This is a genomic window from Allorhizocola rhizosphaerae, assembly GCF_003426775.1.
Lineage (GTDB): Bacteria > Actinomycetota > Actinomycetes > Mycobacteriales > Micromonosporaceae > Allorhizocola > Allorhizocola rhizosphaerae.
Genome location: NZ_QJUG01000082.1, coordinates 1 through 14322 on the forward strand (window position 1 = coordinate 1; position 14322 = coordinate 14322).

General features: G+C 67.1%; 14 protein-coding genes. 8 read left to right on the plus strand and 6 right to left on the minus strand.

From position 1 onward, the window contains the following. Positions 1-556, minus strand: a 556-nt coding sequence (gene tsaB / locus DM816_RS18935) for a tRNA (adenosine(37)-N6)-threonylcarbamoyltransferase complex dimerization subunit type 1 TsaB (RefSeq protein WP_117211579.1), incomplete at its 3' end; no start/stop codon positions are given. 50 nt (positions 557-606) lie between these two features. Between tsaB and alr the strand changes: the two genes are divergently transcribed. From alr to DM816_RS18955, 4 genes are read left to right on the plus strand one after another with little or no spacing between them, the layout of a single operon-like run. Beyond that, positions 607-1719 carry an alanine racemase gene (alr, locus tag DM816_RS18940; RefSeq protein ID WP_117211580.1) on the plus strand — a complete coding sequence of 371 codons (1113 nt, stop codon included), beginning with the start codon at positions 607-609 and terminating at the stop codon, positions 1717-1719. Next, positions 1706-2788 (plus strand): alpha/beta fold hydrolase, encoded by a 1083-nt coding sequence (locus tag DM816_RS18945; protein ID WP_117211581.1) that lies wholly within the window; start codon positions 1706-1708, stop codon positions 2786-2788. The genes alr and DM816_RS18945 overlap by 14 nt, the downstream gene beginning before the upstream one ends. Further along, entirely contained in the window at positions 2782-3225 is a 444-nt protein-coding gene (tsaE, locus tag DM816_RS18950) for a tRNA (adenosine(37)-N6)-threonylcarbamoyltransferase complex ATPase subunit type 1 TsaE (protein WP_117211582.1), read from the plus strand. The genes DM816_RS18945 and tsaE overlap by 7 nt, the downstream gene beginning before the upstream one ends. Continuing rightward, positions 3222-4274 carry a winged helix DNA-binding domain-containing protein gene (locus DM816_RS18955; protein WP_117211583.1) on the plus strand — a complete coding sequence of 351 codons (1053 nt, stop codon included), beginning with the start codon at positions 3222-3224 and terminating at the stop codon, positions 4272-4274. The genes tsaE and DM816_RS18955 overlap by 4 nt, the downstream gene beginning before the upstream one ends. Positions 4275-4424: 150 nt before the next feature. On the opposite strand, the gene DM816_RS18960 is transcribed toward DM816_RS18955, so the two are convergent. Both DM816_RS18960 and DM816_RS18965 read right to left on the minus strand, forming a co-directional pair. Then, a complete protein-coding gene (locus DM816_RS18960; protein WP_117211584.1) occupies positions 4425-5861 on the minus strand; it encodes an NAD(P)H-hydrate dehydratase in 1437 nt (478 codons plus the stop codon). Further along, positions 5858-6232: a holo-ACP synthase gene (locus DM816_RS18965; protein WP_117211585.1), complete on the minus strand. Its 375-nt coding sequence runs from the start codon at positions 6230-6232 to the stop codon at positions 5858-5860. Before DM816_RS18965 ends, DM816_RS18960 begins: the two co-directional genes overlap by 4 nt. An 82-nt stretch (positions 6233-6314) precedes the next feature. Here DM816_RS18965 and DM816_RS18970 point away from each other — a divergent pair, with 82 nt between their 5' ends. Both DM816_RS18970 and DM816_RS18975 read left to right on the plus strand, forming a co-directional pair. Then, positions 6315-7247 carry an alpha/beta hydrolase gene (locus DM816_RS18970; RefSeq protein WP_162907622.1) on the plus strand — a complete coding sequence of 311 codons (933 nt, stop codon included), beginning with the start codon at positions 6315-6317 and terminating at the stop codon, positions 7245-7247. A 184-nt stretch (positions 7248-7431) separates the two neighbouring features. Continuing rightward, positions 7432-7770: a PIN domain-containing protein gene (locus DM816_RS18975; RefSeq protein ID WP_211588766.1), complete on the plus strand. Its 339-nt coding sequence runs from the start codon at positions 7432-7434 to the stop codon at positions 7768-7770. 44 nt (positions 7771-7814) lie between these two features. Here DM816_RS18975 and DM816_RS18980 read toward each other — a convergent pair whose 3' ends face one another. From DM816_RS18980 to glmS, 3 genes are all read right to left on the minus strand, one after another. Further along, positions 7815-9905 carry a cellulase family glycosylhydrolase gene (locus tag DM816_RS18980; protein WP_117211587.1) on the minus strand — a complete coding sequence of 697 codons (2091 nt, stop codon included), beginning with the start codon at positions 9903-9905 and terminating at the stop codon, positions 7815-7817. Between the two features lie 212 nt (positions 9906-10117). Beyond that, positions 10118-11152: a LacI family DNA-binding transcriptional regulator gene (locus DM816_RS18985; RefSeq protein WP_117211588.1), complete on the minus strand. Its 1035-nt coding sequence runs from the start codon at positions 11150-11152 to the stop codon at positions 10118-10120. Between the two features lie 73 nt (positions 11153-11225). Then, the gene (glmS, locus tag DM816_RS18990) at positions 11226-13079 is read right to left on the minus strand and encodes a glutamine--fructose-6-phosphate transaminase (isomerizing) (RefSeq protein ID WP_117211589.1); all 1854 of its coding nucleotides are present in this window, start codon (positions 13077-13079) and stop codon (positions 11226-11228) included. A gap of 132 nt (positions 13080-13211) precedes the next feature. Between glmS and DM816_RS18995 the strand changes: the two genes are divergently transcribed. Together DM816_RS18995 and DM816_RS19000 are read left to right on the plus strand one after the other, a co-directional pair. Then, positions 13212-13700 carry an MmpS family transport accessory protein gene (locus DM816_RS18995; RefSeq protein ID WP_117211590.1) on the plus strand — a complete coding sequence of 163 codons (489 nt, stop codon included), beginning with the start codon at positions 13212-13214 and terminating at the stop codon, positions 13698-13700. 259 nt (positions 13701-13959) lie between these two features. Continuing rightward, positions 13960-14322 carry a GNAT family N-acetyltransferase gene (locus DM816_RS19000; protein ID WP_162907623.1) on the plus strand — a complete coding sequence of 121 codons (363 nt, stop codon included), beginning with the start codon at positions 13960-13962 and terminating at the stop codon, positions 14320-14322.

Genomic DNA, 14322 nt, shown 5'->3' on the forward strand with positions numbered 1-14322 from the left:
CGGCAAGGGGGGCGGGCCCGGAGGGCTGGGGGGCGGGAGGAACCAGGCCGAGCACGTCGGCGTATTTCGCGGCGCCCTCGCCCACCCCGGACAGCACGCCACGCTCGGCGAGCAACGACGTGATCGAAGAGGGCTTGTCCACAGCCGGGCCCAGGTCGGTGCGCACGCCGTCCTCATACACCGCCCAGTAGACCTCGCGCCGCCGCGCGTCCGTGGCGGCCAGCACGCGACCCTTGCCAAATGCTCCCAGCACGTCCAAAGTGGACACCCCGTAGACCGGCACGCCCAGGGTCCCGGCCATCGTGGCGGCGGTCATCAGGCCGACCCGCAGCCCGGTGAACGGGCCCGGCCCGACCCCTGCCGCCAGCGCGCCCAGGTCACGCGGCTTGACGCCCGCCTCCGCGAGCAGGCTCGCGATCTGCGGGGTGAGCCGCTCGGCGTGGGCGCGCCCATCAACGGTCACGCGTTCCCCCAGCATGCGCACGCCAGACTCCCCGACCTCGGCGAGGGCCGCACTGATCGCGGGGGTGGCGGTATCAATGGCGAGCACGAGCACGTGATTAAGCCTAACCTGCCGACCGCGCGGCGATCTGTAATGTTGGGAGCATGTGGCAGGCCGAGCTGGAGATCGATCTCGGGGCGATCCGGGACAATGCCGACCTGCTCAAGGCCGCCACGAGCGCGGAGATCATGGCCGTGGTGAAGGCCGACGGCTACGGGCACGGCGCGGTCGAGTCGGCTCGCGCCGCGCTCGCGGGCGGGGCAACCTGGCTCGGCGTGTGCACGCTGGGCGAGGCGGCGCACCTGCGCGAGGCGGGCATCGAGGCGCCCATGCTGGCCTGGCTGTGGCTCCCCGGGCAGCCGCTTGGAGCCGCGATCGGGCAGCGGGTCGATCTCGGGGTGTCGAGCCACTCTCAGCTGACGGCCGTGATCGAGGTCGCACGAGCCACCGGGCTCACGGCCGGTACCCACCTGAAAATCGACACGGGCCTGAGCCGAGGGGGCGCCGCCGCTACCGACTGGGCCGCTTTGCTGGAAACCGCGGCGGCGGCACAGGCGGAGGGTTTGATCGATGTCGTCGGCGTCTGGAGCCATCTGGCCAACGCAGACTCGCCCGGCCACGACTCGGTCGACCGGCAGCTCAAGCTGTTCCACGAGGCGCTTGAGGCGGCCAAGCGCGCTGGCCTCGCGCCGCGGGTGCGCCACCTGGCCAACTCGGCGGCGCTGCTGACCCGGCCCGATACCCATTTCGATCTGGTACGGGTCGGGATCGCGCTTTATGGATTGCCTCCGGTCGATACAACACTCCGGCTGAAGCCCGCGATGACCGCCCGCGCCCGCGTCATCCACACCAAGCGCCTGGCCGAGGGCGAGGGCGTGTCGTACGGGTACACCTACATCACCCCGCGCGCCACGACGGTCGCACTCGTGCCGATCGGCTACGCCGACGGGGTGCCGCGGCATGCCTCCAACATCGGGCCGGTCCAGATCAACGGCGCCCGCTACCGGATCGCCGGACGGGTGTGCATGGACCAGTTCGTGGTCGATGTGGGCGACGCCGAGGTGAGCGACGGCGACGAGGTCGTCCTGTTCGGCTCGGGCGAGCGCGGCGAGCCCACGGCCGAGGACTGGGCGCGCGCCATCGACACGATCTCCTATGAGATCGTGACCCGCATGGGCAGCGGGCGGGTGCAGAGGACGCACATTGGCATCGCCTGATCCGCCCGTCAACCATCGCAAGCGCCGCGCCGGGCTGATCGGCACGGTCGTCGGCGTGGCCGCGGCCGGTGTGGCGGCTGGGGTTGCGGTCGAGCGCCTGATCATCAAGCGCGGGCGTGGCGGCGACGACCCGTATGGGGAAGAACCGTTCGGCATGCTGCCCTATGACGAGACCATGACCGTGACGACGACCGATGGGATCGAGCTGCACGTGGAGGTGGTGGAGCCGCTCAACCCGGTTGAGGGCAAGCCGACTCTGGTGTTCGTGCACGGGTTCTGCCTCGACCAGGGCACATTCCACTTCCAGCGCAAGATGCTCGACGAGCTCGGCTCCTACCGGATGGTGTTTTACGACCAGCCGGGGCATGGGTATTCGAGCTCGCTGCGCGAGGGCGAATACGAGCTTCCGGCACTGGGCGACGCGCTGTATGACGTGATCAAGGCGGCGGTCCCCTCGGGAGACATCGTCCTCATCGGACACTCGATGGGCGGCATGACAATCATGGCCGCGGCAGAACAGCACCCGTCACTGTTCACCGAGCGTGTCAGCGGCGTGATACTGATCGCCACGTCGGGCGGGCAGATCGACGGCGCGCAGCTGTTCGGGCTGCCCAAGCTGATCGGGCGGGCCGCACCGCCCATGATGACCATAGTCAATGGCGCCTCGCGGCTTACCGGCGGGATGATCGACAAGGCACGCAAGGCGAGCACGGACCTGGCGTGGCTACTCACCCGCCGATATGGTTTCGGCAGCGAGAAACCGTCGCCCGCACTGGTGTCCTACGTGGAGCGGATGAACTCGCGCACGAGCACCGACACGGTCGCCCGCTATATGCGCACGCTATATTCGCATGCCCGCTATCCGGCGCTACGCACGCTTGAGGAGTTGCCGGTACTGTTGATCTCGGGCGAGAAAGACATGATCACGCCGCTGGCGCACTCGGAGGAGATCGCGCGCCTGCTGCCACGCGCCCGCTATGTCAAAATCCCCAACAGCGGACACGTCGTCATGCTCGAATGCGCCGACGAGGTGAACGAGGCGATCAAAGAGTTCTTGGAGCAATGGTGAAAACACTGCCCACTGTGGAGGATACCGTCGCGTTTGGACGGCGGCTGGCGAGCGTGCTGCGCGCCGGGGATCTGGTCATCCTCAACGGGCCGCTGGGCGCCGGCAAAACCGCGCTCACGCAAGGGATCGGGACGGGGCTCGGTGTCAGCGGTGAGGTCACCTCGCCGACCTTCGTGATCGCACGGGTGCACCGCGGGCCGCTGCCGCTGGTACACGTCGACGCCTATCGCCTGCAGGGATTCGAAATCGACGACCTGGATCTGGACGCGTCGGTGGAAGATTCTGTCACCGTGGTGGAATGGGGTTCCGGCAAGGTCGAGCGGCTGTCGGATTCCTATTTGGAGGTACGAATCGAGCGCCGCGATGACGACACCCGCCTCGTGGAGCTGGTTGGCCACGGGGGCGACTGGGATACGCGGGTGGAGTCGTTGCGGTGATTACCCTTTCGCAGCGGATCCTCAACCGCACCCTGCTCCAACGGCAATACCTGCTGTCGCGGGTGGCGGAGACTCCACTGGACACGATCCGGCATCTGGTCGCGATGCAGGCACAGTTCCCCAATGGGCCCTACATCGGGCTGTGGTCGCGGCTCGAAGGGTTCACGCGGGACGCGCTGACGGCGCTCATCACGGATCGGGTGGTCGTGCGGTCCACGATGATGCGCCGCACCCAGCACCTGGCGGCGGGCGACGACTTCGTGTGGCTGCGGCCGAGCGTCGAGCCGGTCATCACGGTGGCGCTCAAACATCCGTTCTACGCCAAGGAAATCGAGGGACTTGATCCGTACAAGGTCGCGGCGGTGGGACGCGACATCCTCGGCGACCAGGCGTTGCCGCGCAGGGCTTTCGGCAAGCTGCTGGGCGAGCGTTTCCCGGGCCACCACAGCGGGCGGCTCGCCGACACGGTCGAGCTCGTGGAGCCGATGGTGCACACGCCGCCGGCTTCGCTGTGGGGGCCGTCGCGGCATCCGGCCGAAATCACGGTCGCGCTGGCGGCATCATGGCTCGGCCGGCCCATGCTCAAGGCGCAGCTGCACGAGCTGGCGTTGCGCTACCTGGCCTCGTTCGGCCCGGCGAGCGTGATGGACCTGCAAGCGTGGTCGGGGCTCACCCGGCTGCGCGAGGTCGTCGAGGGGCTCGATCTGCGGGTGTATAAAAGCGAGTCGGGCACGAAGCTGTACGACCTGCCCGACGCGCCGCTGGCCACCGGCGACGAGCCTGCCCCGGTCCGATTCCTGCCCGCGTTCGACAACGCTTTGCAGGGCCACAAGGACCGCACACGGGTGATCAGCGAGGACGACCGCCAGCGCATCGCCCGCGGCGCCTCCGGCGGTGTGCCAATGTTCGTGGTCAACGGCTTCGTGGCAGGCACATGGTCCTATTCGGACGGTGACCTGCACCTGGACCCCTTCCGCCCTCTCTCCAAATCAGAGCGCAGCGCGGTCGACGAGGAGGCCGCCCACCTGCTGGCGTTCCTTTCGCGTTGATCATGAACTTAAGTCGGTTCGACGGTGTGTCGCGACGCTGACTTCATGGTCAACTAGCACCCCTGTAGCAGGAGCCCACAGCGGCCGCTGTCAGCTGGCACCCTCCGCGGCAAGCCCTCTATGGCCGCGCGTGTGCCACAGCGGCCGCTGTCAGCCGGCGCCTTCCGCGGCAAGCCCCTTTATGACAGCGCGCAAAGCGGAGGCCACATCGACCGCTGTCACCGGACCGCCCTCGGCCGCCAGCCGCCCCGCCTGGCCATGCACGTATGTGGCCATGACCGCCGCGCGCACCGGGGACAGACCCGATGCGAGCAGCGAACCGAGCAGGCCACCGAGCACATCCCCGGTGCCGCCCGTGGCGAGATCGGGTGTGCCGGTCGGGTTGACCCACGCCTCCCCACCCGGCGACGCGATGATCGTCCGGTATCCCTTGAGCACGACGGTCGCCCGTGTCCACGTGGCCAGCTTGAGCGCCGCGCCCACCCGGTCCGGGCCCGGCGACTCGCCGGCCAGGCGGGCAAACTCCCGGTCGTGCGGGGTCAGGATGGTGGGCGCGTCACGCCGGCGCAGCTCCCCGGCCATCGATCCGTCGACAAGCATCGTTATCGCGTCGGCGTCGAGCACCACCGGCACCGGTGAGGCCAGCACCGATCGCAGCTCAGCACCCGCTTCAGGGGTCATGCCCAGGCCGCTCCCGCACACCCAAGCCTGCACCCGCTTCGCATCGGCGACGCGCGGGGCCGTCACCACCGAGGGATGGGCCGCGACCACCATTTCGTGCGCGCCGCCCGCATAGCGCACCAACCCGGCGGGCCCCACCAGCGCGCCCGCCACCGAAAGCAGCGCAGCCCCCGGATAGTCCGCCGATCCGGTCGCCAGCCCCACCACACCACGCGTGTACTTATCCGAATCGATGTGCGGGCGAGGCCACCACGCCTTGATGTCCATGGCGTCGGCGATGTGCAGGGCGGGACTGCCGCGCAGCCACGGCCCGAGCCCGATGTCGACCAGCTCGACCTGGCCCGCATGCGCCACTGCCGGCCCGACCACGAGCGCGGGTTTGAGGCAGCCAAACGTCACGGTGACGTCAGCCCGGACGGCCGTGCCCGGCACGTCTCCCGTGTCCACTTCCACGCCCGACGGGATATCGACCGCGACTATGGGCACGCCCTCCGGTACATCCTCCACAAGAGACAGTGCCGTGCCGCGCAACGGTCCAGTGGCGCCAATGCCCAGCAGCCCGTCAATAATCAAATCAATCTTTTGAGGGTACGCGGTGAGCACCCGCCCGCCGCGGGCCAAAAGCGCGCGGAGCCCCTGCTGATGCGCTCGCGCAGGATCGGAGAGCAACGCCGACACGGCCGCTCCGCGCCCGGCCAGCAGCGCACCGGCAAACAGCGCGTCGCCGCCGTTGTTGCCCGGCCCCACAAGCAGCACGACCCGCGAGCCGGAAACCCGTTCAAGGCTGAGCGCCGCCCTCCTGGCCAGCCCGAAGGCGGCACGCTGCATCAGCGTGCCGTCGGGCACGGTACGCATCAACAGCTCCTCGGCGGTCCGGACCTCACCCGCGCGATACACGGACCTCATACGCCGGCCTCCGCAATCACGACGGCCGACGCGATCCCGCCATCGTGGGAAAGCGAAAGATGCCACCGCTCAATCCCACGATCGGCGGCCGCGGCGGCCACCGAACCGGACACGGTCAGCCACGGCCGCCCATCCGGATCGACGACAATCTCGCAATCGTGCCAGTGCAGCCCGCTCGGCGCGCCCAGCGCCTTGGCCACGGCCTCCTTCGCCGCGAAGCGGGCCGCGAGCGACTCCGGCGAACGGGGATTGCCCGAGCGCGTCCGCCGCTCCGCCTCCGTGAACAGGCGCTCGGCCAGCAGCGGCGTGCGCTTCAGGGCCGCAGTGAACCGTTCGACAAGGACCACGTCGTTGCCCACCGACACAATCACGGAAGTGACCCTATCGCGGTTATCCACAGGACGTTATCCACAGTGGTGTGTTCATGGATACGGGAGTCCAGACTGTATTGCCGTGCGAACACTCGTTGTCGAACCAGAAGTCCTTGCCCGCGTGGCGGATCGCCTCGATGCCATCGCCGATCGCCCGCCCGTGCACCTGCCCGCGCTGCGGGCGTGTCTAGCGGAGCTCGAGCCGGCGTGGTCAGGCACCGCCGCAGCGGCCGCCTGCGCCCGCCTCCGGCAACTGATCGGGCTCTGCCCCGAACCTCCGCTCGACCTGTTGCCGGCGCAGGAACGCGACCGGCTCAACCGCGAGCGCTATCCGGGCGGCATCCCGTTTCTCGACCGTTCGGATGCGCTGCTGCTTTCGTATTCCGAGGAGGGCGATGGGCGGTTGGTCGTCTCCTTCGGCGATCCCGACACGGCGCGCAATATCGTGACGTATGTGCCGGGCATGGGCAGCTCGCTACACGATAGCGCGGGCGAGCTCGAACGGGCCGTGGCGCTGCGCGAGCGGGCTGGGCCCGACACCGCGGTCGTGATGTGGCTCGACTACGACGCGCCCGACTTCGCCGATGCCGTCCTGCTGAAGTCCGCGCGCGAGGGTGCGGAGGCCTTGCGCCGCTTTCAGGCCGGGCTGGAGGCCAATCACACCGGTGAGATTGGACAGCGCACCATCATCGGCCACTCCTACGGTTCGGTTGTCGTGGGTCTCGCGGAGCGCGAGGGCGATCTCATCGCCGACGACATCGTGGCCCTCGGTTCGCCGGGCATGGGTGTGCCCACCGCATCCGACCTCCGCGACCCGTCGCAGGTGTGGGCCAGCACCGCCCGCAACGACCCCATCCGCCTCGTGCCCGGCTTCCTTCTCGGTCGCGACCCAGACAGTCCTCGCTTCGGCGCGCAGCGGTTCGAGTCTGCCCCCATGGGCCACTCCGGCTACTTCCGCCCCGACAACCCGGCCCTGGACACCCTCGCCAAAATCGCCACCATCGGCACCGCTTGACACATCGACCTAGTCGATGTAATTTGCTCATTCGTAAGCCACAAACGGGGAGGCCTGATGACCAACACGGTTGCCGGCGGCTCGCCGGATCTGGTTTACTCGGTATCAATGTTCCCCGCCGTCGGAGCTTAGCTCTCACTGGCGGGGCTTTTCATTGCCCTGGTCCGCGTCGCCTATTGTTGAAGTGATCGCCCGCCCCTTGAAATATCCGCGCGGCTGGCCCGATCGTTGCCCGCCCGGCACGCGACCCCAGGAGAAGGGAATCGACGTCGCGTTGGCGGTGGACTTCACTGCCATGGCGCTTCTGAAGCGATACGACGTCGGCATTCTGTTCTCCACCGATACCGACATGCAATACGCGCTGGAGTTTGTGGCCTCGAAGACCGAAGCTCGCCCCGAGGTCTCCGCGTGGCGTGGTAACCGCTCGCGGCTGGAGATCAAGGACAAGAAGCTTTGGTGCCACTGGATCCGCGAGTCGGTCTACCGTCAGGTCGCAGATCCCACGTGCTATTCGAAGGCCTAAGTGCCGCCCGCCCACCGATTTGGTGGGCGGGCGGTTGGTTGCGTTTACGTGGTGGAGCCGGTGACGGAGATGCCGTTCTTGGTCACGTAGTAGGTGACCGTGGCACCCGACCAGAAGTGGAAGGTCAACGTCACCCGCGCACCATCGTTCACCTCATTGAAAAACGCCGTCGTCAACGTGATGTTGCCCGCGCTGTAATTCGGCGCGAACGTCACATCAAACTCCTTAAACGACGTCCAATTGTGCGGCCCCGCATTGCTGCCATCGGCATACTTGGCCTCCATCGTGGCCAACACATCACCCCGGAACGTCGCCGGAATCGCCAACCCGCTCGTGGAACCCGAAACGTTCTGCAGCTGCGGCACGTCATAGGTCATGATGTTCACCCGCCACGGCACGCCCTGCGAGAACACCAAATGCACCGTCGCGTTCACGCCGTAGGCACGGCTGCCCGACAGCCGGGTCAGCGCCGCCGCCGTGAAGGTGAGCTGGCTGCCCGACACCGTGTAGTCGCTGCCTTGGGCCAGGTTGGTCGACCCCTGCCGCACCGCGGTCAGGGTGGTGCCGTTGAGGTTCAGCGTGAGCGATTTGGCCGTGATCGACTGCGACCGCACGTTGAACACCTGGTCGGAAGACGCCGTCCCCGAACGCACCGTCCAGCTGGACTTGATCTGGTTGAACAGCTCCGGATCCGACCACTGGAACGACGTCCGGCCCAAATGCTGCCCGTTGTCCCACCACATCGTCGTGATCCGACGCTGCCGCGCGTAATACCCGAAGTACTCGAAGAACTTGAGCTTCTCTCCCTGCTGCACCGTACCGGTGTGCCGGTCGAAACCCAGCAACCCGTACTCACCCAAAATCACCGGGATGTTGCGGGAGATGAACGTGTTGTAGACCCGGTCAAAACGAGCCGTCAGATCATTTTGCACCTCAGCGTTGTACCGGGTGTAGCCGGCCACGTTCACACTGAACGGCCAGAAACCGTAGTTGTGCACCGTAGCCACCAGGTTACGGTCGTTGAGCGCGGTGATGGTGGCCGCCAGCGAGTCCAGCGGCGCCTGTTCCTCCGACGTGTGCAACGAAGGCAACACCAGCAACCGAGACGCGTTGTTCCCACCCGACTGGCGCACGATCCGATGGAACGACCGGTTGAGCTCGTCGAGCAACTGGAACTCCTGCTGCTCACCCGAACTCCCGGTGAACTGCGGCTCGTTGATGCTCTCCAACAACAACTTCGACGACGAATTACGGAACGTCGCCGCGATCTGCGTCCACAACGCGTTGAACCGGTTCAGCACGTTGGTGCGGTCGCCGGGCATGTTGTTGACCCACTGCCACGAATCGTGATGCACGTTGAGCAGCACATACAGGTCGGCGGCCAGCGCCCAGTCCACGACCTCCTTGACCCGGTTCATGTACGCGGTCTCGACCGTGTAGCCGGGTGCGCCGCCCTGATGCTGACCCCACGTCACCGGAATCCGGATGCTCTTGAAGCCTTGGGTCTTCACATTGTTGATCAGCGCCTGCGTGATCCGCGGATTGCCCCACGACGTCTCATCGGAACCCGTCGAGTCCAACGAGTTCCCCAGGTTCCACCCGGGCTGCATCGCCGCCACCACCTGCATTGGGTTGCCTACCGGGGGCGGGCTGGAGGGAGGCGGGCTGGACGACGGCGGCGTGCTCGGCGATGGCGAGCCCACATTGCCGTCACACGTCGTGCCGTTGAGCGTGAACGATGTCGGGTTGGTGTTGCTGCCCGACCAGGAACCGTTGAAGCCGAACGAGACCTTGCCATTGGTCGGGATCGACGCGTTGTAGGACATGTTCGTGGCCGTGACCGTGGCCGCCGGTTGGGTGTGCGTGGCGCTCCAGATGTTGGTGATGCGCTGCCCGTTGGCGAACGTCCACACCAGATTCCAGCCGTTGATGGGGTCGCCGAGGTTGGTGATCTCAACGTTTGCCGAAAAGCCACCGGGCCATTGATTTGGTACCGAATAGGCGACCCGGCATCCGGCCGCCGCATAGGCATTGCCGCCGATGGTGAGCCCGGCACCGGCCACGAGGACGGCAACGCCGCCGGCGATCAGGCTCGCCCTCCACCGGGCAGAGCGCGGGACTTGCTTAACCGTCATGATGTTTCCTCGCTGGAGCTACGGCGCTAGCGGCGGCAGCCCGGGAACGCCGCCGCGCAGCGAATGACGAATGTTGATGTCAGCAGACTAAGTTTGGCGTCCAAACTTTGTCAATCGCTCCACAGCGGCTGCAGGGTGGCGGTCAGGGTCTGTGAGCTCCAACCGCTCCACGTTGACGGCGTCTCGGAGCGCCGGTCGCGGATCATGGAGGATCAGTGCCTCGGCGGTGCCGTGCTTCCACGCACAACAAGCGTGGTCGGCAGCTCGACGCGAATCTGCGGGGGAGTCTGCCCGGCAATGAGCGTGAGCAGCAGGTCGGCGGCCGCCGCGCCCATCTCGCGGAACGGCTGCCGCACCGTGGTCAGCGGCGGGCCAACCCAGTTCACGTTGTCGATGTCATCGAACCCGACCACGCTGAGGTCATCCGGGATGCGCAGTCCAGCCTGACGCGCGGCCTCATAAACGCCGAGCGCCTGCAGATCGTTGCCGCACAGCACGGCCGTGGGCGGGTCGGGCAGGCTCAGCAGCTCGCGCCCCAGGGCCACGCCGTCCTCGAAGGAATACTGTCCATTCCGGACGAGTCGCGGATCCATATGGACCCCGGCGGTCTCCATCGCGGCACGGCACGCCTCCAGCCGCTCGCGCGCATGCAGATAGACACCCGGGCCGCCGATCACACTGATCCGCCTATGACCCAGGCTGAGCAGGTGACGCGTCGCGGCGACCGCACCGCTCCAGTTCGCCGCGCCCACCGATGGCGTCTCATGCTCGGGCTGCCCGGCGGGATCCAGTGCCACCAAAGGGATCCCGCCCGCCGCCAGCTGCGCCACCTGTTGCGCGGTGAAGTGCGGATGCACGGCGATGACCCCCACCGGCCGCCGGGCGAGCATCTGCTCGACCCACGACCTTTCCGTGGAGGGAGAAGCCAGCAGATCGGTGAAGCCCACACTGAGATCCTGCCCGCTCACCACGTCCTGCGCACCGCGCATGATCTCGACCGCGATGTGGGTCAGCACGTGGTAGAAGACGACCTCCACGCCCGACGACGGGACCACCATGGGCGGCCGCTGGTACTGGTGCTCGCGCAGCAGCTCCTCGATCCGCCGCCGGGTTTCCGTGGCAACGCCCGACCTGCCGTTGAGCACCCTCGACACCGTGGGAGGCGAGACACCGGCCAGCCGCGCGATGGCCGCAACCGTCAGCTCACCGCGCCGCCGCCCTCGGCGCGCGGTGGCATCTCCCGGCATTTCGCGGCCATCCCTCCTCGCGGGCCTTTCGGCCCGGACGCGGTCTGGCCCATCCTACGAAACGTTTCGGCTGCTATTCCACCGTCACCGATTTGGCGAGGTTGCGCGGCTGGTCAACGTCGTGCCCCAGTGCGTCGGCGATCTCGGCGGCGAGCACCTGCAGCGGCACGGTCGTCACGAACGGCGCCAGCAACGTGGGCGTGCGCGGGACGCGGATGAGGTGATTCGCATACGGCACAACGGCTTCGTCGCCTTCCTCCGCGATTACTATCGTGTACGCGCCACGCGCCCGCACCTCCTGGATGTTGCTCACTATCTTGTCGTGCAGCACTCCCCGCCCGGCCGGCGAAGGCACGACACACACGACCGGCGTGCCCTCCTCGATGACCGCGATCGGCCCGTGCTTCATCTCCCCGGCCGCGAACCCCTCGGCGTGCACGTAGGCCAGCTCCTTGAGCTTCAAAGCCCCTTCCAATGCCACCGGGTATCCCACGTGCCTGCCGAGGAAGATGAACGTCTTCTGGTGGGCAAGCGACCGGGCGAGCGCCCGCACATCGTCCATTGTGGACAGCACCTGCGCGATCGCCGCCGGCATGGCCCGAAGCTGGTCGACCACCGCGCCGACCTCGTCGGCGTACTTCACGCCGCGCACCTGAGCCAGGTGCAGCCCGACCAGGAAGCACGCCGCCAGCTGGGTCAGGAACGCCTTCGTCGACGCGACCGCGATCTCCGGCCCACCGTGCGTATACAGCACCGCATCCGACTCCCGCGGGATGGTCGAGCCGTTCGTATTGCAGATGGCCAGCACGCGCGCCTTCTGCTCCTTCGCGTGGCGCAGAGCCATCAGCGTGTCCATGGTCTCGCCCGACTGCGAGACGGCGATGACCAATGTGGACCGGTCGAGCACGGGATCGCGATAGCGGAACTCGCTGGCCAGCTCCACCTCGCACGGGATGCGCGTCCAGTGCTCGATGGCATATTTCGCCACGAGCCCCGCGTGATAGGCCGTGCCGCACGCGATGATGAAGATCTTGTCGACGTCGCGCAGATCCTGATCCGTCAGGCGCACCTCGTCCAGCAGGATCTCGCCGTGCTCGCCGACCCGGCCGAGCAGCGTGGCGTCGACCGCGTGCGGCTGCTCGCCGATCTCCTTGAGCATGAACCAGTCGTGGCCGCCCTTCTCGGCCGCGGACAGGTCCCAGTCAACATGGAAATCGCGGCCCTGGGCCGGCACCCCCAGGAAGTCTGTTATCTCGATGGAATCGGCCGTGATCAGCACCACCTGGTCCTGACCGAGCTCGATCGCGTCTCGCGTGTGCGCGATGAACGCGCTGACATCGCTGGCCAGGAAATTTTCGCCCTGTCCGCGACCGACCACCAACGGCGAGTTTCTCCGTGCTCCGACAACCTTCCCGGGGGTACCGGTATCGACCGCCAGCAACGTAAAAGCCCCCTCGAGCCGGCGGCAGACCAGGCGCATCGCCTCGGCCAGATCGCCTCCGGCGGCGGTGAGCTCCAGCGCCAGCAGATGCGCCACGCACTCGGTGTCCGTGTCGCTGGTGAACTCGATGCCGGAGGACTCAAGCGAGGCGCGCAGCTTGGCGAAGTTTTCGATGATGCCGTTGTGGATGACCGCGACCCGGCCGTCGGCCGACATGTGCGGGTGCGCGTTGCGGTCGGTCGGACCACCGTGGGTTGCCCACCTCGTGTGCCCGATCCCGGTCGTGCCGGTGAAGCCATCCGCCGCGGCGACAACCTCCTTTTCCAGGTTGGAAAGCTTGCCCGCCTTCTTCGCGACTCTGAGCGGACCCTCTGACAAAACCGCCACACCTGCGGAGTCATAGCCGCGGTATTCGAGCCGGCGCAGCCCATCGAGCACGACCTGAATGGCTTCCTGCGAACCGGTGTAACCCACGATCCCACACATGCACGCACCATATCGCGCAAACCCCATGCGTGAAAGCCAAACTTTTGAGCAGAGACATTGCGCACTTCCGGCACGATCAGTTATCCGACAGGCCAGAGCGCCCACCGCCGTGATCCACCTACGATCCCGGCCATGACCTACGCCCCCGTCCCTCCCCCACCCACGCCGAAGAAATCGAACACCGGTCTGATCATCGGCATCATCCTGGGCGTCGTCGTGCTTGTCTGCGTCGGCTGCGGCGTGGGCGTCTGGGCGTTGGGCTGGTGGGCCGAGAAGAAGACCAACGAGATCCTCGACCAGCTCCCCACCGGCGAGGCCCTGCCGCCCGCCGCACAGGCCGGCTCGCACACCGTCCGCTACGAGGTCGAGGGCAGCGGTGAGGCACTGCTCAACTGGGCCCGGGGCACGGGCGGCCAGGACAGCGAGAACGCGCAGCTGCCCTGGACCAAGGAGATCGTCGTCAATGACGACAACTTCGGCCTCCTCGTGTCGGCCGTCCCACGCGGCAAGGACACGACCGTCAAGAGCTGCCGCATCCTCATCGACGGTCAGGAGCGCAAGAAGGTCGAGCCCAAGAGCGGCGCGGCCATTTGTACCTTCACTTTCGTGGGCAAGCCTTGAGCGCTACCACGAGCGCTGTTCACCGCCGAAAGGCTGAACCCGTTTACGCCAGGGTGTTCTCGGCACCGCCATAGGGAGTGTCAGAGGATCGTCGTGTTCGCGTTTCACCCGAGCGCCGGAAGCTGCGGAAACGCTTGGCAGGGCGCGGCGCTTACGCCGGTGCGCCGAAAAACCCCCGCCATACAACGAGGCCCGGAGATCGCGCGCAAGTTCGCGGGCTGGGTCAGCGACGAGTCATCACGTCCAGGTTTCACGATGATTGTCGCGCATTGCCGAGATGAGCCGATGGGCTTCGCCGATGGGTTTTGCCATGCCTTCCGGCGGGTGGTTCCGCAATACCGACCAGCCTGCCCCCGCTGAAATCAAAGCGGTTGAGAAGTTCGCGGTGCTGGAATGGGCGGTCGTGCCCAAACACCGTGGCAAGGGTGTCGGCCGCACGCTGATGCAGTCCCTTTTGGACGGTCGTCACGAACCGTTTGCCGCGCTTACGGTCAACCCGGCCGCCGAAACCCGCGCGATCTACGAGCGGGTCGGGTGGCGTCGGGTCGCCGCCACGCATCCGAGCCGCAATTGGCCGGCGATGGATGTCGTGGTGCTCAACCGAACCGAAAAGCGCTCATGA